Origin of the sequence: Neolewinella aquimaris, from assembly GCF_014197245.1 — a bacterium.
GTDB classification, from domain to species: domain Bacteria; phylum Bacteroidota; class Bacteroidia; order Chitinophagales; family Saprospiraceae; genus Neolewinella; species Neolewinella aquimaris.
Window position 1 is genome coordinate 408,834 of record NZ_JACIFF010000002.1, and the last position, 19,724, is coordinate 428,557.

General features: G+C 57.8%; 22 protein-coding genes. 14 read left to right on the forward strand and 8 right to left on the reverse strand.

The window, feature by feature from the left end; all coding sequences use genetic code 11:
• Positions 1 to 46 precede the first annotated feature (46 nt).
• Positions 47 to 1,318, forward strand: coding sequence for a hypothetical protein (locus GGR28_RS06215; protein WP_183494877.1), 1,272 nt, complete (start codon positions 47 to 49; stop codon positions 1,316 to 1,318).
• 21 nt (positions 1,319 to 1,339) lie between these two features.
• On the opposite strand, the gene prmC is transcribed toward GGR28_RS06215, so the two are convergent.
• The 3 genes from prmC to GGR28_RS06230 form a co-directional block, all read right to left on the reverse strand.
• Complete coding sequence (gene prmC / locus GGR28_RS06220; RefSeq protein WP_183494878.1) at positions 1,340 to 2,197, reverse strand: peptide chain release factor N(5)-glutamine methyltransferase; 858 nt, start codon at positions 2,195 to 2,197, stop codon at positions 1,340 to 1,342.
• Positions 2,198 to 2,375: 178 nt separating this feature from the next.
• Positions 2,376 to 2,912 (reverse strand): dCTP deaminase, encoded by a 537-nt coding sequence (gene dcd / locus GGR28_RS06225; RefSeq protein WP_183494879.1) that lies wholly within the window; start codon positions 2,910 to 2,912, stop codon positions 2,376 to 2,378.
• 56 nt (positions 2,913 to 2,968) lie between these two features.
• Positions 2,969 to 3,643, reverse strand: coding sequence for a hypothetical protein (locus GGR28_RS06230; protein WP_183494880.1), 675 nt, complete (start codon positions 3,641 to 3,643; stop codon positions 2,969 to 2,971).
• Positions 3,644 to 3,766: 123 nt separating this feature from the next.
• Here GGR28_RS06230 and GGR28_RS06235 point away from each other — a divergent pair, with 123 nt between their 5' ends.
• From GGR28_RS06235 to GGR28_RS06245, 3 genes are read left to right on the forward strand one after another with little or no spacing between them, the layout of a single operon-like run.
• A complete protein-coding gene (locus GGR28_RS06235; protein ID WP_183494881.1) occupies positions 3,767 to 5,044 on the forward strand; it encodes an asparagine synthetase B in 1,278 nt (425 codons plus the stop codon).
• Positions 5,045 to 5,099: 55 nt separating this feature from the next.
• Positions 5,100 to 5,588, forward strand: coding sequence for an asparaginase domain-containing protein (locus GGR28_RS06240; protein WP_183494882.1), 489 nt, complete (start codon positions 5,100 to 5,102; stop codon positions 5,586 to 5,588).
• A gap of 12 nt (positions 5,589 to 5,600) precedes the next feature.
• Positions 5,601 to 6,215: a 1-acyl-sn-glycerol-3-phosphate acyltransferase gene (locus GGR28_RS06245; RefSeq protein ID WP_183494883.1), complete on the forward strand. Its 615-nt coding sequence runs from the start codon at positions 5,601 to 5,603 to the stop codon at positions 6,213 to 6,215.
• Positions 6,216 to 6,243: 28 nt separating this feature from the next.
• Here GGR28_RS06245 and GGR28_RS06250 read toward each other — a convergent pair whose 3' ends face one another.
• Both GGR28_RS06250 and GGR28_RS06255 read right to left on the reverse strand, forming a co-directional pair.
• Positions 6,244 to 6,618 (reverse strand): GxxExxY protein, encoded by a 375-nt coding sequence (locus GGR28_RS06250; RefSeq protein ID WP_183494884.1) that lies wholly within the window; start codon positions 6,616 to 6,618, stop codon positions 6,244 to 6,246.
• Between the two features lie 86 nt (positions 6,619 to 6,704).
• The gene (locus GGR28_RS06255; RefSeq protein ID WP_183494885.1) at positions 6,705 to 7,898 is read right to left on the reverse strand and encodes an acetyl-CoA C-acyltransferase; all 1,194 of its coding nucleotides are present in this window, start codon (positions 7,896 to 7,898) and stop codon (positions 6,705 to 6,707) included.
• 120 nt (positions 7,899 to 8,018) lie between these two features.
• Between GGR28_RS06255 and tesB the strand changes: the two genes are divergently transcribed.
• From tesB to cmk, 6 genes are all read left to right on the forward strand, one after another.
• Positions 8,019 to 8,879 carry an acyl-CoA thioesterase II gene (tesB, locus tag GGR28_RS06260; RefSeq protein ID WP_183494886.1) on the forward strand — a complete coding sequence of 287 codons (861 nt, stop codon included), beginning with the start codon at positions 8,019 to 8,021 and terminating at the stop codon, positions 8,877 to 8,879.
• A gap of 85 nt (positions 8,880 to 8,964) precedes the next feature.
• Entirely contained in the window at positions 8,965 to 9,609 is a 645-nt protein-coding gene (locus GGR28_RS06265) for a hypothetical protein (RefSeq protein ID WP_183494887.1), read from the forward strand.
• Between the two features lie 183 nt (positions 9,610 to 9,792).
• Positions 9,793 to 11,712, forward strand: a complete 1,920-nt coding sequence (locus GGR28_RS06270; RefSeq protein ID WP_183494888.1) for an ABC-F family ATP-binding cassette domain-containing protein — start codon at positions 9,793 to 9,795, stop codon at positions 11,710 to 11,712.
• Between the two features lie 166 nt (positions 11,713 to 11,878).
• The gene (locus GGR28_RS06275; protein ID WP_183494889.1) at positions 11,879 to 13,075 is read left to right on the forward strand and encodes a hypothetical protein; all 1,197 of its coding nucleotides are present in this window, start codon (positions 11,879 to 11,881) and stop codon (positions 13,073 to 13,075) included.
• A 134-nt stretch (positions 13,076 to 13,209) separates the two neighbouring features.
• Positions 13,210 to 13,431: a DUF2795 domain-containing protein gene (locus tag GGR28_RS06280; protein WP_183494890.1), complete on the forward strand. Its 222-nt coding sequence runs from the start codon at positions 13,210 to 13,212 to the stop codon at positions 13,429 to 13,431.
• 116 nt (positions 13,432 to 13,547) lie between these two features.
• Positions 13,548 to 14,228 (forward strand): (d)CMP kinase, encoded by a 681-nt coding sequence (gene cmk / locus GGR28_RS06285; protein WP_183494891.1) that lies wholly within the window; start codon positions 13,548 to 13,550, stop codon positions 14,226 to 14,228.
• Here the strand turns inward: cmk and GGR28_RS06290 are convergent.
• On the reverse strand, positions 14,209 to 14,700 hold the full coding sequence (locus tag GGR28_RS06290; protein ID WP_183494892.1) for a DUF4112 domain-containing protein: 492 nt from the start codon (positions 14,698 to 14,700) through the stop codon (positions 14,209 to 14,211). The genes cmk and GGR28_RS06290 overlap by 20 nt on opposite strands.
• A gap of 126 nt (positions 14,701 to 14,826) precedes the next feature.
• Positions 14,827 to 15,585, reverse strand: coding sequence for a hypothetical protein (locus GGR28_RS06295; RefSeq protein ID WP_183494893.1), 759 nt, complete (start codon positions 15,583 to 15,585; stop codon positions 14,827 to 14,829).
• Between the two features lie 93 nt (positions 15,586 to 15,678).
• On the opposite strand from GGR28_RS06295, the gene GGR28_RS06300 reads away from it, so the two are divergent.
• The 4 genes from GGR28_RS06300 (at position 15,679) to GGR28_RS06315 (ending at position 18,744) form a co-directional block, all read left to right on the forward strand.
• Positions 15,679 to 16,395, forward strand: coding sequence for an NUDIX hydrolase (locus GGR28_RS06300; RefSeq protein WP_183494894.1), 717 nt, complete (start codon positions 15,679 to 15,681; stop codon positions 16,393 to 16,395).
• A 106-nt stretch (positions 16,396 to 16,501) separates the two neighbouring features.
• A complete protein-coding gene (locus tag GGR28_RS06305; protein WP_246416372.1) occupies positions 16,502 to 17,083 on the forward strand; it encodes a nucleotide exchange factor GrpE in 582 nt (193 codons plus the stop codon).
• 36 nt (positions 17,084 to 17,119) lie between these two features.
• A complete protein-coding gene (dnaJ, locus tag GGR28_RS06310; RefSeq protein ID WP_183494895.1) occupies positions 17,120 to 18,283 on the forward strand; it encodes a molecular chaperone DnaJ in 1,164 nt (387 codons plus the stop codon).
• Positions 18,280 to 18,744, forward strand: a complete 465-nt coding sequence (locus GGR28_RS06315; RefSeq protein ID WP_183494896.1) for a gliding motility lipoprotein GldH — start codon at positions 18,280 to 18,282, stop codon at positions 18,742 to 18,744. The genes dnaJ and GGR28_RS06315 overlap by 4 nt, the downstream gene beginning before the upstream one ends.
• Position 18,745: 1 nt before the next feature.
• Here GGR28_RS06315 and GGR28_RS06320 read toward each other — a convergent pair whose 3' ends face one another.
• On the reverse strand, positions 18,746 to 19,612 hold the full coding sequence (locus tag GGR28_RS06320) for a sigma-70 family RNA polymerase sigma factor (protein ID WP_183494897.1): 867 nt from the start codon (positions 19,610 to 19,612) through the stop codon (positions 18,746 to 18,748).
• Positions 19,613 to 19,724 lie beyond the last annotated feature (112 nt).

A 19,724-nucleotide genomic window follows, 5' to 3' on the forward strand; every position in this document is an offset into this window, starting at 1 on the left:
TATCTCCTACATTGAACGCTCCGGTGCTTGTCCGGGTTTCCGATCCATGTCAGTAGACCACCTCCTGCAACTCTCCCCCGACGCCAAATCGCTCGAAAGCGGTCGCCGCCTTTTCTACAGCCGCCGCTGGCGCCTGTTGGGGGGCGACGGACAGTGGATCTGGGGAGAGTTTGACGTGGGGGGCAAGCGGCCGATCCAGTCGGCGGTGCAGGTAGTAGAGGGTCGTTTCAACTGCTCCTGTCGCGGCCGCGCCCGACCCTGCGCCCACGGACTGGCCCTCGTGCTCCTGCTCGGCAACAATCCGGACCGCATCACGGTGGGCCAGCCCCCCGACTGGGTGCGCTCCGTACAACACCAGGCAACTAAAGCACCGCGGGTGGCGAAGGACGTCAAGAAAGTCGGCGACCGCTTTGCCGATCGGCTCGAATTGATGGATGCCGGGGTGGATGAGCTCGAGTTGCGGCTGCTCGACATCGCCCGGCGGGGCATCGCCGACACCATGGGACAGGGAACCGAAAGTTGGCTTGCGGCGTCGGCCAGCCTGACCGACGCCAAGCTACCCGGTCTGGCCGGGAGGTTGCGCCGGCTGGCGACCCTGGGATCCGACGGTACGGAAGCCGAAATTGCCCGTACCCTCGGCGATCTTTACCTCTTTGTCCGGGCCTGGCGCAAACACGACGAACTGCCCCACGAGCGGCGGCAGGAGCTGTACCAGGTTGCCGGAGTAAATACCAAACGGGACGAACTGCTTCGGCGCGCCCCGGTACAGGATCACTGGCTGGTGCTGGGCACGGTGGAGGGCCGGGAGGACCGCCTTCGTTACCGCCGCGTCTGGCTCAGGGGTGAACGTACGCGCCGCTTCGCGTTGTTGCTCGACTTCGCCTTCGGAGAGATGGCCTTCGAGCAGTCGTGGCCATTATCCGGTTCCTTCGATGGGGAAATCCATTTCTATCCCGGCAGCTATCCCCAGCGGGCGATCTTTCCCACTCCGCGGGCCGGGGGCAGGCCCTACAACGGCTTGAAGGGGTACGATAGCTTTGCGGACATGCTGGACAACTACCGCCGTGCCCTGGCCGTAGTGCCGTGGCTGCTGCAGTATCCCGTATACCTGAATGCGGTCAGGCCCGTCAGGCAATCCGGAGAGCTATTACTCGTGGATGAGGCTGGCGCGGCATTTCCGGTGCAGCCTGACTTTACCGGCTTTTACCGCCTGCTTGCCGTGAGCGGCGGGGCACCGATGACCGTATTCGCCGAGTTTGACGGCTACCGCTTGCTGCCGCTGAGTATCCTAACCGACCTGGGGTTGGTGGAGGCTTGATCGCCGAACTCGGCGGACGACTTAGGGTCGGCCGACGAGCGGCCGTGTACCGCGGACCATTCGCCACTTGCCCTGGAGGTCCTGCTTACGCTGCACATCCCGGTATCCCTCACTACGTAAGAGCTCCACGACCAGCTCGTTGTTGAATTCGTTTGTTTCAAAGTAGAGGTGTCCGTGGTCTTTCAGTCCGTCCCGTCCGAGTTCGGCGATGCGGCGGTAGAATACCAGCGGATCTTCCTCCGGTACGAAGAGCGCCAGGTGGGGTTCGTGCTGTACCGTCGATTCGCCCATCCGTTGCAACTCCGAGGGGGGTATGTAGGGTGGGTTGGAGACCAGGACGTCAACTGACCCGGTGGCTAGCGTGAACGAATCGTGCAGGACATCGGCCCTTGAAAAGGTGCAAGCACTACTTAGTCGCTCGGCATTTTCCGCCGCTACCGCGAGTGCTTCGGGGCTCACATCAATGCCGCTACACTCCCACTGCGGCCGTTTTCGCTTGAGCGCCAGGGGGATGCAGCCTGATCCGGTGCCAATATCCACAATGGATCGGTAAGTTGATGCCGGGTGGTCCGTGAGTATCCACTCCACCAGTTCTTCCGTCTCCGGGCGGGGGATCAGCACAGCGGGCGATACCCGGAGTTGTAAACCATAAAAGTCTGCTATTCCGGTCACGTACTGCACCGGCGTCCCCGCCTGCAGCTTGAGCAATGCTTCCTGCGCCAGCTCCGCTTCTTCCGTCGTTAGCTCCCGCGGCGCCCCACCCTGCCGGTAGGCAAACAGGTCTTCCATGAGCAGCCGAGTGGTGGACCGGGCCTCGCGCTCGCCGAGGAGAGGGGTAAGCTGTGTCTGGAAGTGGTGGGAGAGGTCATCTGTTTTCATGGGGCATCTTGGTTGACTCGGCGGACGAGCCTCGTACCTCGGTCGGCCGACGAGGATAACAGGGCGGACGAGCGGAGCGAGCATCCACATAAATTGGAGATGGTACATCCGTAAATGGTAAATGGTAAATTTCCAGCTACTCGGCGGACGAGCCTCGTGCCTCGGTCGGCCGACGAGCCTAAAAGCTGTTCTTCCACATCATCGACTCCATGGGACGGTCGCTCACGGTATTGTACTTCGCGCCGGGCTTCTTGTTGTAGTAATTTTCGATGTCGCCCTCCACGGCGAAGTAGATGAGTTGACCGATCGGCATACCGGCGTAGACCCGCACGGGGTGGGTGCAGCTGATCTCCAGCGTCCAGTGATTGCAGAAGCCGACGTCGCCCTTGCCGGCCGTGGCGTGGATGTCGATGCCGAGGCGTCCGACGCTGCTCTTGCCCTCCAGGAAGGGAACGCTGCTGTGGGTCTCCGTGTACTCCAGGGTAACGCCCAGGTACAGGGTATTGGGGTGTAGCACGAAGCCTTCCTCCCCGATCTCCATTTCCTCGATCTCGTTGTGCTTGCGGGCGTCGAGGATGTGATCCTTGTAGCGGGCCAGGTGCTTACCCAGGTGAACGTCGTAGCTGTTGGTGCCCAGGTTCCCGCGGTCGAAGGGTGTGATGATGATTTCGCCGCGGTCCATGGCGGCCAGTATCTTTTTATCGCTCCAGATCATGGGCGGAAAGGTAAGAACGGCCTAACGAAAGTAGGGCGGGGATGCAGGAGCCGTGACTACAGGGAGTGCTCATACTCCCCCACCGGCTCGAATGCCTCCAACCAGTAATCGGTACTGAGCAGGGTGACCTCGAAGGCATGGTCACCGATCGGTTTAGATTCAACAGACCAGATGATATTAGCCGCAGCCGGGAAGGGGCCCGACTTAAGCTCGTCTTCGTAGAGGCGGTGCAGCAGGGCGTGGCTGTTCATCGCGGGGGCGAGCAGGCGCAGTAGAAAGGCGGGTTTCGGGTGTTCAAGAAGCTGGGCGCCCTCTTCATTTTTGGCGGTGATGTTGACGACCACTTGCCGACCGTCGGGCTTCGGGTGTCCGCCGTTGTAGGCTGCGTAGAGGAGGCTGCCGACGCGGAAGAAATTGCGGTGGTGCTGCGGCTCGGGGTATTCTTCCCAGAGGCGCTCGGTGTCCATTTCGTGGCTGGAGTTCTGGATCTGGCCGGGGGTGAGGGCATCCTTCGGGAATACGTAGTCGATCAGCAGCTTGGCGGCTTCCGGCTTTGCCAGATCGGCTACGGACATGAAGGTCATTTCCTGGATCTCCTTGTCGGATAGGTCGGAGGTGTCGCCGTATTCGGTAAGTTCGAGGAGTTTGCGGTAGTCGTCGGTGGTCCAGTCTCCCGGAAGTTCCGGTAGCTCTTCGGAGGAGACGGGGGTAATCGTAAATTGTTGGCTCATGGTATCCAAACGTGGGCCGTGGAGCGTTGTGCGTTGTCGGGTTCATTGCTCCTGCGCGCCGCCGCCCCCCTGTGCCGCAACACCTGTCGCGTCCGTGTCGTTAACCCCCTACAAGCTTTCCCCATGTTACGCAGCCTATCGATCCTCCTCCTTCTGCTGGCCGTTTCGGCGGTGTCCCGCGCATCGACCATCCTCATCCCGATGGACGATACCCAGACCGATCACCTCAAGGCTTACGGCATCACCTACTGGGTACTGAACAATAACATCGAGGCCTGGTGGCTGCTCAATTACCGGGGGGGCAGCTTTGCCTTTCAGCACAGTCGGGCCTTCGAGCGGGAGTGTCTGACGCGGGGCGTGAAGTACGAAGTGATCGCCGACGCCCGCTTCAACGGCATCCTGGCCGAGATCGCCGATCCGGAAAGGAACATGGACGCGATGAAGCTGGAGAAAGCCCCCAAAATTGCCGTCTACACCCCCGATTACAATTTTCGGGAGGGGACCGAAGTACAGCCCTGGGACGATGCCGTGACGCTGGTGCTCACCTACGCCGAGATTCCCTACGAGACCGTCTACGATACCGAGGTGCTGGAGGACAAGTTGGCCGAATACGACTGGCTGCACTTACACCACGAGGATTTCACCGGACAGTTCGGCCGCTTCTACCGCAGTTTCCAGAACGCGCCCTGGTACCGTCGGCAGGTCGCCTACCAGGAGGAACTTGCCGCCAAGAACGGCTACGAGAAGGTGAGTCAGCTGAAGCTCGGTGTGGTGAAAAAGGTCAAGGACTACGTCGGCGGCGGCGGCTTCATGTTTGCCATGTGCTCGGCGACGGACAGCTACGACATTGCCCTGGCGGCAAACGGCACGGACATCTGCGCGGAGTACTACGACGGCGACGGCATCGACCCCAACGCCCAGTCGAAACTCGACTACAGTAAAACCTTTGCCTTCGAGAACTTCCAGCTGGAACGCAATCCGCTGGAGTATGAATTCAGCGACATCGACCACAATCCGCGGCAGGTGACCGAGGAGCAGGATTACTTCACCCTGTTTGACTTCAGCGCGAAGTGGGATCCGGTGCCCACCATGCTCACCCAGAATCACGTGCGCACCGTTAAGGGGTTCATGGGACAAACCACCGCCTTTGCCAACGACTACATCAAGAGCGACGTGCTCGTGCTCGGAGAAAACAAACCGGCCCGGGAAGCCCGCTACCTGCACGGTCAGTACGGACAGGGGTTCTTCACCTTTTACGCGGGGCACGATCCGGCAGACTATCGTCATTTGGTTAACGATCCCGAAACGGACCTGAGCCTGCATCCGAACAGTCCGGGCTACCGCCTCATTCTCAACAACATTCTGTTTCCGGCGGCGAAGAAGAAGAAACGGAAGACCTAGCGTCGCCCGCGGCAAGCGGGTAAGTTTGATACTTTTGCGGTCTTAATACGCTACATTGATACAGATCTTCGTGACCGGTGGAACCTTCGATAAGGAGTACGACTTCGTGACCGGCAAGTTATTTTTTCGGGACAGCAGTCTGCCTAAGATGCTCGAAGTGGGTCGGTCGACCCTCGACGTGAGCATCCGGACGCTCATGATGCTGGACAGTCTGGAGATCACCGACCAGGACCGGGAGAACATCGCCAACAACTGTCGCTCGGCGACCACCGACCAGATCCTAATCACCCACGGCACCGATACCATGACCGAAACGGCCCACTATCTGGCGCAGGAAGACATCCGGGGCAAGACCATCGTGATCACCGGGGCCATGATCCCGTATGCCTTCGGGAGCTCTTCGGATGGTTTCTTTAACTTGGGCAGTGCCCTGGCCTTTGTGCAGTCGCTCCCCGCCGGGGTATACATTGTGATGAACGGTCGGTACTTTAGCTGGGACGGCGTGAACAAAAATCGCGCGACCGGCTTCTTCGAACCCGTTTAAACCTTTCGCAACATGATGCCCGCCTGGCTCGCCCGACTTATGCTCCGTATCAACGGCATGCGGGTAGTGGATCACAATCACGGCAACTGGCCGAAGAAATGCGTGGTGCCTACCGGTCCGCACACCAGCAACCGAGATTTTCCCTACGGTATCTACTCCCGGGCCGTGGTGGGTAAGTACATCCAGTTTGTGGCCAAGTCGACCCTGTTTAGTGGGCCAATGGGTGCGATCATGAAGTGGACGGGAGGGGTACCGGTGGTGCGGGAAAAACGAACCAATTTCACCCAGGCGGTGGCCAAAATCTTCGCGGAGCGGGAGGAGTTTTACCTCTGCATCGCCATGGAGGGTACCCGTAAGAAGGTGGACCGTTTCCGTACGGGCTTCTACTGGATCGCGCGGGAGGCGAACGTGCCGATGATCTTTGCGAAGTTTGATTTTGGCAACCGGGTGATCGAGTTTTCGAAGCCATTTTATCCGACGGGAAATGTGCGGGAGGACTTTGACTTCATCTACCGCCACTTCGATGGGGTGAAGGGGCTGGCGGCGGAGAATAGCTTTAACTATGATCCGGCTGTGTTGGAGGAGTTGCCTGCGGGGGAGGGTTCAACACAGTTTAACACAGATTAGGACGGATTAGGGCACGGATTCACGCAGATTACATGATGTAGCGTTTGATGCCTTCCTGCATGTTTCTGACGTTGAAGTTCATCAGCAGTCCGAGCTTGCATTTTGACAGTCGCAGATAGGTAAGAAGTTGTGCAGTGTGTACGGGAGATAGTGCATCCACTGATTTAAGCTCGATCACTATCGCATCGTTGACCAATAAATCAATTCGGTACCCTGCTGATAGCGTGACGCCTCGGTAATGGATCGGCAGCGATACTTGCCGCTTGACCTCGTATCCATTACTCCGCAATTCATGTAACAAGCACGCTTCGTAAGCAGATTCCAAAAGACCGGGACCTAATTCAGTATGGACACGAAATGCGGCGCCCCGTATCTCGTAGGTTAAATCATTCAAGTTTCTCATAGTGGCAATAATTCCCGACAATTATACCACAAAATGTTTTAATCCGTGAGAATCCGTGCCCTAATCTGCTTCAATCTGTGTTAAAATTATAGTGCCTCCACAACCACCGCCGAAGCACCCCCACCCCCATTACACAGCGTAGCCAGCCCGTACTTACCGTTCCGGCTATGCAGGGTATTGATCAGGGTGACCAGGATGCGGGCACCGGAAGTTCCCAGTGGGTGACCGAGGGAGACACCGCCGCCGTTAACATTCATATTATCCCCCTTTAGTCCGAGTTCTTTGGCAAAAGCCATGGGTACTACGGCGAAAGCTTCGTTGACTTCCAGGAAATCCATGTCGCTCATGGTAAGTCCGGCACGCTCCACGGCCAGGGGGGCGGCTTTGGTGGGGGCGGTCGTGAACCACTGGGGTTCGTGGGCGGCATCGGCGAAGGAGACGATCTTGGCGAGCGGCTTCAGTCCCAGCTCATCGACCACTTTCTGGCTGACCAGCACGAGGGCGGCGGCGCCGTCGTTGATGGTACTGGCGTTAGCAGCCGTAACGGTACCTTCCTTGGAAAAGGCGGGGCGCAGGGATGCCATCTTATCGAACTTGACCTTCTTGTACTCTTCGTCCTCGCTGACGATCACGTCCTCCCCGCGACGCTGGGGGATGCTGACCGGTACGATCTCCCGCTTGAAGGTGCCGTTGTCGGTCGCTTCGGCGCTGCGCTTGTAGGAGTTAGTGGCGTATTCGTCCTGTTCTTCGCGACTGAACCCATACTTACTGGCCGTTGCATCGGCGCAGGTGCCCATCGCTTGCTGATCGTAGGCATCGGTGAGTCCGTCTTTCGTGAGGCCGTCGATGAGTTTGCGATCACCGAACTTAGCACCCCAGCGAGCATCAGCTACGTAGTACGGGATATTGCTCATGCTCTCCATGCCGCCGGCGACGACGATGTCGTTGTGACCGAGCATTATCGATTGGGCACCGAGCATCACGCTCTTCATGCCGCTGCTGCAAACCTTATTTACCGTGGTACAGGGAACGGTATTCGGGATCCCTGCTCCGAGGGCGGCCTGGCGGGCGGGGGCCTGACCGAGGTTGCTGCTGACTACATTTCCCATCAGGACCTCCTGCACCCGTTCGGCGGGTACGCCCGCACGTTCCAAGGCTCCTTTGATTGCGGCACTTCCGAGCTGGGTAGCGGAGAGGGAAGCGAGGGCGCCACCGAACGATCCAATCGGCGTACGGACGGCGGAAACTATGTAAACGGGGGGGTGCTGGTGGGCGGGCATAGAAAAGAATTTTGGCAAATATAGTTGTCAGGCTAACAATACGGGCAGGACAAAAGGTTGGCGGCGAGCGCGGGAGCAGGGAAATGGGCAAAGGAGCAATGCCTTTCGTAGGTTTGCCCCATGAAAGATATTTCCGAACTCCTCTCGCTGCTCGATCTCGAACGCCTGGAAGTTAACCTCTTCCGCGGAGAAAGCCGCTCAGTGGGGAACGCCCGGGTGTTTGGCGGACAGGTGCTCGCTCAGGCGCTCGCCGCGGCCATGCGCACCGTTCCCGAAGATCGCTTCGTACACAGTCTGCACGGCTACTTTGTCCTGCCGGGCGACCTGGACGTTCCGATCGTATTCGAGGTCGACCGAATTCGGGATGGCGGCAGTTTCACTACGCGTGCAGTCAAGGCGATTCAGAACGGACAGGCAATCTTTCACCTGACCAGCAGCTTTCAACTGGACCAAGAAGGCTTCGACCACCAGATCGAGATGCCCGAAGTACTGCCTCCGGAGGAGTTAGTAAGCTACGAGGGTATGGCCCGCCAGTTCGGAGACACCCTGCCCTCCAACATCAAAAAGATCCTCAGCATTGAGCGGCCACTGGAATTTCGTCCCGTTGAATTCCTCAATCCCTTTGCCCACGAGAAATACGCCCCCACCCGCAACGTCTGGCTCAGAACGAGGGGCGAAATGTCGGCCGATCGGCGCCTACAGGCCCTGGTACTGGCCTACACCAGCGATTACAACTTGCTCACCACGGCGCTACTCCCCCACGGTCGGGCGACGGACTACCGAAACCTTCAGATGGCCAGTCTCGACCACGCCATGTGGTTCCATCGGTCTTTCCGGGTGGACGACTGGCTGCTGTACAGCATGGATAGTCCGAGCGCAAGCGGTGCGCGGGGATTCACGCGGGGAAATATCTTCGACCTAAGTGGTAAATTGGTAGCCAGCGTAGTACAGGAAGGGATGCTACGGGAGAAAAAGAACTAACTGCTCGCTTTCGTGGTTCGCACCCGGCCCGTCACTAACCCGCGCCACCTTTTTGGTAAGTTTACTCTCGCATAAAGGAGAAACTATGACCAAAACCGTTTTCCTTATCCTGCTGCTCTCGTTTCTGACCATGATCGTGCTTGCTTTGGTCATTTACCTGATCTGGCAACGGCGCACTGGTCCTGAAGTGCAGAGTAAGCTCAGCGACCGGGATCTGCTGTTACGGCTTTCGCGGGAACCCGACGGATTGCTGACTCCTGAACGGCTGGCAAAAACAACCCAGCTCAGCAAGGGAGAGGCACGCTCCCGTTTGATGCGTTTGGCGATGGCCGGTATTCTGGACCAGGGCTACAACAAGCGCCTGGTCAATCATTACACCCTGCGGGAACCCATCACCGATGAGGAGCAGCCCTCGCTTTCTCCGGCACCCTTTCTCACCGTGGACGACCTTTTCCTGTTGTTCGAGCGCTATGGGTTTCGTCCCCGCGACCAGGACCTGATCATGGCTACCGGTCTGCCGCTGGCCATGATTCGTCGTGAGATGGATTACTTCGCCAAGGAGGGAGTAATTGACACCATCTACTTCTCCGCCGGCTACGGCAAACAGTCACAGCGTACCTACGTTCTTCAGGAACCCTACCGCAGCCAGCCCGCTGCCTTCCTGCTGCGGGCCAATCGCGACAACTTGGAACTGCGCGAGATCCTGCGAAACGACAACTTCATCGTCTGAACGGGACATCCAAGCGCCGCGGTAGTTCGATCACGCTGAGGAGTTTAGCAACTGAGAACAGCAATTTGTACCTTTGCGCCCGCTAAGGTGGGGTTTTGGTGATAAGGCTGGTCGTTTGACCCAGCCGATCAAGGCCCCATCCCACTCAGACCGTTTCCGACGAAGTTCCCTAATCACTATTCTATGCTTACCGCCACCGGCATCTACCAGCAATACGGAGATCGAATCCTGTTCGACTACGTAACCTTTACGGTCGGTACCCGCGATAAACTGGGGCTCGTCGGGCGCAACGGCGCCGGCAAATCGACCATGCTCAAGATCATTGCCGGCGATCTCACTCCCGACGAAGGCAAGGTGCAACGGGAGAGCGGCTCTTCCCTCGGATACCTGCACCAGGAAATGGACATGCCTACCGGCAATACCGTAATGGAAGAAACCCTCACGGCCTTTGCGCACATCCAGGAGATGGAGGACCGGCTGGAAGAGCTTAATAAAGAGATGGAGGTACGGACCGACTACACGTCCGATTCTTACTCGGAGATGTTGGAGGAATTTACCCACCTAACCGAGAAGTTCGCACTGGTCGGCGGCATTACGATGGAAGCCGAAGCGGAACGCGTATTAAAGGGGCTGGGCTTTAAGAACGGCGACTTCAATCGACAGACCACCGAGTTCTCGGGCGGTTGGCAGATGCGCATCGAACTGGCCAAAATGCTACTGCAGCGGCCGGATTACCTGCTGCTCGACGAGCCGACCAACCACCTTGACATCGAGTCCATCATCTGGCTCGAAAACTGGCTGGCGAATTATTCGGGGGCGGTCATCACGATCAGTCACGACAAACAGTTCCTCGACAACGTAACCAGTCGGACCCTCGAGATCGAACTGGGCAGTGTATACGACTACAAGGCCGGATACAGCAAGTACGTGGAGCTACAGGCCGAGCGCCGGGAAAAGGCCGAAGCCGCCTACCTCAACCAGCAAAAGGTAATTGCCGACAAGGAGCGTACGATCAGCCGCTTTATGGCCAAGGCCACCAAAACGAAGATGGCACAGTCGATGCAGAAGCAACTCGATAAGATCGAGCGCATCGAGCTGGACGTCACCGATACTTCGGTGATGAAGCTCCGTTTCCCCCCCGCCCCCCGATCGGGTGCCATCACCCTTCAGGCGCGCAAGGTGACCAAAACCTACGGGAAGCTCAACGTGCTCCGCGGCGTGGACCTCAAGGTCGATCGCGGCGACCGGGTAGCCTTCGTCGGGCAAAACGGTCAGGGTAAAACTACACTCGCGAAGATCCTGATCGGCAAGACCCCCGCCACGGCAGGTGAAGTAGAACTGGGTCATAACGTAAGCGTTGGTTATTACGCCCAGAATCAGAGCGACGCACTGGACGGCAACAAGACCCTCCTGGAAACGATGGAGGAGGCCAGTCCGCCAGAAATGCGGACCCGACTGCGGAGCGTCCTCGGTGCCTTTCTCTTTTCGGGTGAGGATCAGGACAAAAAGGTAATGGTACTCTCCGGCGGAGAACGGGCCCGCCTGGCCCTGGCCTGCATGCTTCTGCGGCCCTTCAACTTGCTGGTGCTGGACGAACCCACCAACCACCTCGATATGGCCAGCAAGGACATGCTGAAGTCGGCCCTCATGGAATACGACGGAACCCTGCTGGTCGTAAGCCACGACCGGGAGTTTCTCGGCGGCCTCACCGAGCGGACCATTGAATTTCGCGACCACAAGCTCTATGAGCATCTGGGCGACGTCAATGCCTTCCTCGAGAAGCGACAGCTCAACGACATGCGCAGCGTGGAACTGGAGAAACCGAAGAATGGCGAAGTCAATGCTCCGACCGCGGTACCTCCCAAGATCCAGCTCAGTAGCGAGGAGTCGCGGCGGCTGCAGAAGGAGGTGATGAGTGCCGAGCGGAAGATCGAACGTTTGGAAAAGGAGATCGAACAGCTGCACCTTAAGATGTCCGACCCAACCTTCTACAACGACCAGGCGCGCGTAGACCGCACCACCGGCGAATTAAAGAAGAAACAGGATGCGCTGACCGCAGTCATGGAGAGCTGGGAAGCAGCCAGCGAGGCCCTCGGTGAATAGCAGTCATCCATTTTAAATTTTGCGGGGTCATACTCCGCGTTTAAATAATTCTTAATTACCTCCGGGGGGCCATACTTTTCCAAAGCGGCGAACGTATATTACGTAGCAAGGCAGCAGGGTGTTCGTTGCACCCCGACCGTTGCAAAAGTTTGGAAAAAAAACCCCCATGAAAATTGTTGTCGCCAGGCTGGTTGCTCTCGTGCTGTGCGTACTGGCCTTTGCGAATACGAACCTCACCAACCTGGGCAATCCCGCCAATTATCAACGTTTCTCCATTCCATTCTACGCCCAACCGGTGACGGTAACTTACGACCCCGGCATGATGGTCGCCGAACCGAGCGAGCTCAACAACGCTACTATTAGGAGCACGTACAATCAGCTCCAGCGTCGCCCAACTCAAGTGCTGCTAAACCACCTCCTCGATGCTAAGGGCCGCTTCGGACTCAACGATTTCCTGTTCTTCAAACTGGCCCGCAATACCGTCAATACGATCTACCGGGGCGCCGCTCCCGCAGCCCAGACCATTACCCTCTACAAGCTGCTGATCGACGCAGGCTTCGACGCCCGGCTTACCTTTCGCGGCGACCAGATCTACCTTAACGTATACACCAAGGAGGAACTCTTCGAAGTTCCCATTATCGAATCGGAAGGCAGGCCCTACGCCAACATCAGCTGCCTCGACGGCCAGTGCAAGGGGCGGCAGCGGCTGTATATTTTCAACGATCACCCCAATCCCCGCGGCAAATCGTTCGGCTTCCAGCTCAACAGCTGGCCCAGCTTGGCGACCCAACCCACCAATAAGGACCTGGTGTTCTCCTACCACGGCATCCCCCAGCAGCTTAGTGTCACCTTCGATAAGACGATGGTGGACATTATGACCGACTACCCCTTCATTCACGAGTACTGCTACCTCGAGACTCCGCTCTCCCCTACCCTTGCCAAAAGCCTGCTTCCCCAGCTCGAAAAGCTCATGCAAGGAATGGACGTACAACAACAACTCGAGCTACTCACCAGCTTCACGCGATCGGCCTTTTCGTACAAGGAGGACAATGAGTACTTCGGCCGGTCTAAGCCCATGGTACCGGAGGAACTCTTCGGGTACAGCTATTCCGACTGCGAAGATCGCTCGGCCCTTTTCTTTGCGCTGGTGCGCGACCTGCTCGATCTACCGATGGCCGTTATTGCCTACGACGATCACCTTACCGTGGCAGTAGGCAGTGACATGCCGGGCGATTCCTTCAACTATAAGGGTCAGCGCTACGTCTTCTGCGACCCGACCGGCCCCCGCAACAGCAGCCGCATCGGCCAGGTTCCTCCCGGTTATGAGGACAAAAACTTCACCGTCATCGGAACCTATAACTAGGTGAATATCAGTTGTGTACCGACAATCTGTCGCCGCTCGTTCAATAGTGTTGGCGAATTACTACATTTGCCGCCTGAACCAACGGGAACAATTCCCGCCCTCGCGGCTTTTTTAGGTACTTAAACACAGTTAGCATGTATTGGACCCTCGAACTCGCTTCACACCTGGAGGACGCCCCCTGGCCCGCCACCCGCGATGAACTCATCGACTTCGCCATCCGCTCCGGCAGCCCCCTCGAAGTGATCGAGAACCTGCAGGCCATGGAGGATGAAGGCGAAACCTACGAAGCCATTGATGACATTTGGCCCGATTACCCCCGTAAGGACGATTTCCTCTTCAACGAAGACGAATACTAAGCCGCTCGCGGCTTCGCCGTTTAGGATTAACCCGGTGGAAAGCCGGCAGCCCAGCGTTGCCGGCTTTTTCCATATTATGCCCTAGCCAACCGTACTTTGTTCGAACAAGAGAAATAATGGCCGATAAACGCCTAACCATAGCCATCGACGGCTATTCCGCCTGCGGTAAATCCACGCTTGCCCGCTCCCTCGCCAAACGGCTTGGCTACAGCTACATCGATACGGGTGCTATGTACCGCGCGGTGACCCTCTACCTACAGCGGAAGCAGGTAGATATCGAAAACCCGGAGGCGGTCGCGGCAGCAATGCGAAATCTCCGGATCAGCTTTCAGCCCGCGGATAACCACGTGCTCCTCAACGGTGAAAACGTAGAGAAAGAGATCCGGGGGCTCGCCGTGAGCCAAATGGTCTCCCCCGTAGCCGCCCTGTCTACCGTACGGCGCGCGCTGGTCGACCAACAACGGTTAATGGGTGCCGACGGCGGGGTAATACTGGATGGCCGCGACATTGGAACGGTCGTCTTTCCGGATGCGGACCTGAAGCTCTTCGTCGTTGCCGACCTCGACACCCGCATCGACCGCCGGCTCAATGAACTCCTTACCGCCGGCAGAGAAGTGCGCCGCGACGAAGTTGCCGCCAACCTGGAAGAGCGCGACTACATCGACAGCCACCGGGCCGACAGCCCACTGCGGCAGGCGGAAGACGCCATCCTGCTGGACAACACCAATCTGAACCTGGAACAACTGGTAGAAAAGGGGGTCGAACTGGTCGAGAACCTCAGAAAAGGCCAAAAATAAACTCGAAGATCTGCACCGTAACCCATACGAGCACGACCATCAGCAATATGATGGTGCCGATCACCGCAAGTACTACGGGCCACACGCTTCCGCGGTGCCTGCCCTCCTCGTAATACTCCTTCATCAGTTGAGCATTGCGGTAGTTTGCTTTGTACACCAGGTCGAAGATGTTGCCCAGGATCGGCACGGACCCGACGAATGCGTCCAGGACCACATTGACGAGCATGCGCGCGACGAGCAGCGGACTGGCTCCGTGACGGGCCATCGTAGCCACCAGGGTGCCCGACATTCCCAGGGAAAGGATGTCGCCGGCGCCGGGAACGAGCCCGAGGATAAAGTCTAGCCCGAACCGCATGTCCGTACCCGGTATGCGAAATTTGGTATCCAGTACGCGGCTAAATGAATCGACCCACCTGAGCTGGGGGATGGCGCGTTGCTGTTCGGTGAGGATGGGATGATCGGGGGTATGCATCTGGAGCGTTTTGGACCGTTGCGGTCATAGGCTTCAATCGCGATAGTACCCGGCAAGTTCATTCTCATTTTTCGCCCCGGTGACTATCTGGGCGCACCCGCCCTACGCCTAACCAGGCGCGCGGGTCTAGCGGGGGATGGAAAAAAAGTCCTCCGCGAGCTCGGGGTTTATTTCGACTTCGGAGATGGTAATGGTCATGGTCTCCCGGCCGCCTATTTCTTCCCTGATGTGGAGGGGCAGAAGAAGGCCTTCGAAGCTGCGGTAGTCGCTCAGATACGTTTCGATTGCCGCCCCGGCAGCTGACTCGGCGTTTACGGTAGTGGCCTTCATGACCGGCAACATACGCTGGGGGTCAAAGTAGTACGTGTAGTCGTAGCCGGCCCGGTTGGTTACGCGCAGGCCATAGGTTGGCGAACCGTTTACGGTTCTTCCCGCGACGGCCGCGAGGGTATACCCCCTTGCGGCGCTGTTGAAGAATTCACTGGGGAAGGGAGTATCGCGGAGAGCCTGCGACTCTTCGACGGTCATCCTCCTGGGTTCGGTGATGCCCTGCATGGGGAAGATCATCCAGGCCACTTCGCCGTCAAACGCCTGCACCATAGGACTGTCCGGAATATCAATTTCTATGCGCTGCTTGTTTCCTACTGCGGTGGTGATGGTTAGGGGAAAATCGAGCCCCTGAAGGGAGGCGGTGCCCCCCATCCTGATGGCCCGGACGGATTGCCAGGCCTCCACCCCCCCGATGTTTTCTATGTAAGTACGTACCAGCTCCTGCACGTCGGGTGGTGACAGGGTATCCGGTTGTGCAGTCAGCTCACCGGCACACAAAAGCAGCAGCAAAAAAAGGGGAACGATGCGGTGGTTCAGTGAATACGGTGATTGCACGGCGGAGGTAGTACGGAAGGTGAATCCCAATATACGTAAGCGATATCCTACGCTAAACCACCTGGGCTGCTATCTTTGCCGAAAGCCCGTTTAGTGCACCCAGAAACACGTTTTGACAACTACTTCAAGTCCGCGTTCACCGTCGATAGCGTCATCTTCGGTTTCGATGAAGGAGCGCTGAAGATCCTGCTGATTCGTCGCAGTGAGGCCCCCTTCGACGATTACTGGGCCCTGCCGGGCTACTTTGTCCGCCAGGATGAAGACCTGGATGAAGCCGCCCAGAGAACCCTCCGGGAGACGACCGGCCTCGAAAACGTTTACCTGGAACAGTTGCAGACCTTCGGCTCGCCGGGACGGCACGACTTCGGTCGAGTCATCACGGTAGCTTACTATAGCCTGGTGAAGATCGCCGACTTTACGCCCCGGGCCGACGGGCTATCCCGCGACGTGCGCTGGCACGACCTGAGTGCGCTACCCGATTTGGCCTTCGATCACAACGAGATCGTGGGAACAGCCACCGAAAAGCTGAAACGAAGCATTCGTACCCGGCCGGTGGGCTTCGAGCTACTTCCCCCTGAGTTTACCCTCACTGACTTACAGCACCTCTACGAGGCCATCTGGGAAACCCGCCTGGAGAAACGCAATTTCCGCAAAAAGATCCTGTCCATGCAGTTGCTGGTCGATCTCGAACGCATGCAGGAGGGGGTGGCCCACCGCCCGGCCCGACTGTACCGTTTCGACGAACAACGGTATCAGGAGCTTACCCAGGAAGGGTTCAACTTCGAACTGCGTGAGGGAAAGAGCCGGTAATCTCCCGGGCGTGGCAGTAATGAGCGATTTGACCTGACAAAGTTTCCGCAATCTCGTCGTGGCCCTACATTTGCCCCAGTCAGGGGTGTTTAAACTATTTAAGAAAATGAGTAAGAAGAACCCCGATCAACCCATCGTGGACGATGAAATGCTGGACCGCAGCGAGGCGTCGCCCGAAGAGCACGTACTTGACCAGGATCTCAAATCAGACGATGACCTCCAAGAAGACCTGCCGGAAACGGTAGATGTCTCGGAATTGCGGCAGCGGCTGCAGGAAAAAGAGGACCGGTATCTGCGGCTGTACGCCGAGTTCGATAATTACAAGCGGCGAACCCAGCGCGAACGACTCCAGATGATGGAAACTGCCGGCAACAAAACCATGCAGGCCCTGCTGCCCGTCCTCGATGATTTTGACCGCGCCGCCCAGCTGGCCGCCCAGGATGAGGCAGCTGCGGAAGTATGGAACAACGGCATCGGACTGGTGCACAAGAAGATGCAGCAAGCCCTTGCTTCGCAGGGACTTAAGCCGATGGAAAGCACCGGTGAAGAATACAACCCCGATCTATTTGAAGCGGTAACGGAGATTCCCAATCCCGAAATGAAGGGACGGGTCGTCGATACCATCGAGCGCGGCTACACCCTCAACGGTCGCATCATTCGCCACGCAAAGGTGGTAGTGGGCAGGTAAGCGGGAGCAACGCCCAACAAAAACAAGCATAGCCTAATGGCAAGAGATTATTACGAAATACTCGGGGTTTCCAAGGACGCCGATTCCGACACCCTCAAGAAGGCCTACCGCAAGCTGGCCATGAAGTACCATCCCGACCGCAACCCCAACGATGCGGCCGCGGAGGAAAAATTCAAGGAGGCTGCCGAAGCTTACGACGTACTCAACGACGGCGACAAGCGCGCACGCTACGATCGCTTCGGCCACGCCGGCGTGAACGGCCAGGGCGGTTTCGGCGGTGGCCCGGGCGGCATGACCATGGAAGACATTATGTCCCAGTTCGGCGACATGTTCGGCGACGGCGGTGGTGGCTTTGGCTCCTTCTTCGGTGGAGCCGGAGGGGGGGGCGCCCGACGCCAGGCCCGGGGAGAGCGCGGCTCCAACCTGCGAATCAAAGTCCCCCTCACCCTCGAAGAGATTGCGGAGGGCGTCACGAAACGCATCAAGGTCAAGCGCCAGAGAGTCTGTGACGTATGTGACGGAAGCGGGGCCAAGGATGCGAGCAGCGTAGAAACGTGTCGCACCTGCAACGGAGCCGGCGTCGTGCGCCAGGTCCGTTCCACCTTTATCGGGCAGATGGCCACGACCACCACCTGCCCGACCTGTTCGGGTACCGGCACCCAGATCAAGGCTACCTGTAACAACTGTAAGGGCGACGGCCGGGTATACGGTGAGGATACCATCGAGGTAAACATCCCCGCCGGTGTCGAGGAAGGAATGCAACTCAGCATGCGCGGTAAGGGTAATGCCGGCCGCCGCGGTGGCCCCCCCGGCGATCTGCTCATTAACATTCAGGAAAAAGCCCACGACGAGCTTCAGCGCGACGGTCAGAAACTGATCTTTGATCTGTACCTCAACTTTGCCGATGCCGCACTCGGTACCTCGGTCGAGGTGCCCACCATTGCGGGCCGGGTGAAAATCAAAGTTCCGCCGGGCACCCAATCCGGGAAGATCTTCCGCCTCCGCGGCAAGGGTCTGCCGGCACTGCAGAGCCACGGGCGCGGCGATCAGCTGATCCACGTCAACATCTGGACGCCCAAAAAACTTTCCCGCGAGGAAACTGAACTGCTCGAACGCATGCGCGATATGGAGAACTTCGATCCCAAACTGGAGAAGGGGGATAAGGGCTTCTTCGAGCGCATGAAGGAGTACTTCTCTTGATCCGCGCGTGGTCTGCACTTGTCCTGGTGGTGGCCCTGCTTACCGCCTGCGGTGGTCCGGAAATTACCTTTCGAGGTCACGAGGATTTCGACGACACGGGCTGGGCATACGCCGATAGCGTAAACTTCGAATTTCCGGTTACGGACACAAGTGGCCGATTCGATTTGGTGCTGTCGATCGATCACACGACCGACTTTCCCTACCAGAACTTTTACGTCAACCTCCGCACTCACCTCCCCAATGGCCGGGTGCTATCCCAGCCCTTATCGCTGCAACTTGCCAATACCTTTGGTGAATGGCAAGGCGAATGCGAGGGGGAAGCGTGCACCACCGACATTGCGCTACAGCAAGGAACTAAGTTTACTGATTTGGGAAATCACCGCTTGGTCGTAACCCAATTTTCGCGGGATGAAACCCTTTCGGATGTAACGGGGATCGGCTTCCGGATCGTGAAGCACTAGCTTAACCGAGGTAGCTGCGCAACAGGTTTTTGTTGCGGCTCCGGCGGAGCCGGCGGATCGCGCGCTCCTTGATCTGTCGTACGCGCTCGCGGGTAAGGTCGAAGCGATCACCGATTTCCTCTAGATTCAGTTGTTCTTCGCCATCGAGCCCGAAGTAGGCGGCCAGTACCGCGCGTTCCCGAGGTGCCAGGAGATTGAGGTTTGCGACGACTTCCTTGCTCAGGGATTCGCCCATGACTTTAAGGTCGGGGTCGGAGTCCGCGTCGTTAGGCAAGGTATCGAGCATGGTGATGTCAGAATCATCCCCGGCTACCGGGGCGTCAAAGGATAAGTGGCGCATCCGACCACGCATGGCGCGTTCCACGTCGGCGACGGATATCTGCAGTACTTCGGCGAGCTCGTCGGGCTCGGGGTCGCGTTCGAACTCTTGCTGAAAACTGGCGATGGCCTGGGTAACTTTCGTGTATCCGGCCGCCTTGTTATTGGGCATCCGTACCAGGCGGCTGTATTCTACGATCGCCTGCATGATGCTCTGACGGATCCACCAGACGGCGTAAGAGATGAACTTGAAGCCACGCGTCTCATCAAAGCGTTTCGCCGCTTTGATGAGTCCTACGTTTCCTTCGTTGATGAGGTCGGATAGACTGAGCCCCTGGTTTTGGTACTGCTTGGCTACCGAGACCACGAACCGCAGGTTGGCTTTGGTAAGGCGTTCGAGGGCCAACTGATCTCCCTCCCGGATACGGGCGGCAAGGCTTGCCTCATCCTCGGGCGTCAGTAGGTCTATCTTACCTATATCCGTCAGGTACTTCTCCAGCGCGATGCTCTCGCGGCTGGTGATCTTATTGCTAATTTTTAACTGACGCATTCTAACTTACCTTTTCAGGACGTGTAATTTTGATTTTCAGCCTCCGTTTCCAAGTCCTAATATATGAAACTTTAAACGGTCCACCTATGTAAGGTCTTAGTATTCCCGGAAA

Bases quoted from the DNA above. Each gene is read 5' to 3' on its own strand.
- GGR28_RS06215 (WP_183494877.1), top strand. From the start codon at position 47: ATGTCAGTAGACCACCTCCTGCAACTCTCCCCCGACGCCAAATCGCTC.
- prmC (WP_183494878.1), bottom strand. From the start codon at position 2,197: ATGAAAACAGATGACCTCTCCCACCACTTCCAGACACAGCTTACCCCT.
- dcd (WP_183494879.1), bottom strand. From the start codon at position 2,912: ATGATCTGGAGCGATAAAAAGATACTGGCCGCCATGGACCGCGGCGAA.
- GGR28_RS06230 (WP_183494880.1), bottom strand. From the start codon at position 3,643: ATGAGCCAACAATTTACGATTACCCCCGTCTCCTCCGAAGAGCTACCG.
- GGR28_RS06235 (WP_183494881.1), top strand. From the start codon at position 3,767: ATGTTACGCAGCCTATCGATCCTCCTCCTTCTGCTGGCCGTTTCGGCG.
- GGR28_RS06245 (WP_183494883.1), top strand. From the start codon at position 5,601: ATGATGCCCGCCTGGCTCGCCCGACTTATGCTCCGTATCAACGGCATG.
- GGR28_RS06250 (WP_183494884.1), bottom strand. From the start codon at position 6,618: ATGAGAAACTTGAATGATTTAACCTACGAGATACGGGGCGCCGCATTT.
- GGR28_RS06255 (WP_183494885.1), bottom strand. From the start codon at position 7,898: ATGCCCGCCCACCAGCACCCCCCCGTTTACATAGTTTCCGCCGTCCGT.
- tesB (WP_183494886.1), top strand. From the start codon at position 8,019: ATGAAAGATATTTCCGAACTCCTCTCGCTGCTCGATCTCGAACGCCTG.
- GGR28_RS06265 (WP_183494887.1), top strand. From the start codon at position 8,965: ATGACCAAAACCGTTTTCCTTATCCTGCTGCTCTCGTTTCTGACCATG.
- GGR28_RS06270 (WP_183494888.1), top strand. From the start codon at position 9,793: ATGCTTACCGCCACCGGCATCTACCAGCAATACGGAGATCGAATCCTG.
- GGR28_RS06275 (WP_183494889.1), top strand. From the start codon at position 11,879: ATGAAAATTGTTGTCGCCAGGCTGGTTGCTCTCGTGCTGTGCGTACTG.
- GGR28_RS06280 (WP_183494890.1), top strand. From the start codon at position 13,210: ATGTATTGGACCCTCGAACTCGCTTCACACCTGGAGGACGCCCCCTGG.
- cmk (WP_183494891.1), top strand. From the start codon at position 13,548: ATGGCCGATAAACGCCTAACCATAGCCATCGACGGCTATTCCGCCTGC.
- GGR28_RS06290 (WP_183494892.1), bottom strand. From the start codon at position 14,700: ATGCATACCCCCGATCATCCCATCCTCACCGAACAGCAACGCGCCATC.
- GGR28_RS06305 (WP_246416372.1), top strand. From the start codon at position 16,502: ATGAGTAAGAAGAACCCCGATCAACCCATCGTGGACGATGAAATGCTG.
- dnaJ (WP_183494895.1), top strand. From the start codon at position 17,120: ATGGCAAGAGATTATTACGAAATACTCGGGGTTTCCAAGGACGCCGAT.
- GGR28_RS06320 (WP_183494897.1), bottom strand. From the start codon at position 19,612: ATGCGTCAGTTAAAAATTAGCAATAAGATCACCAGCCGCGAGAGCATC.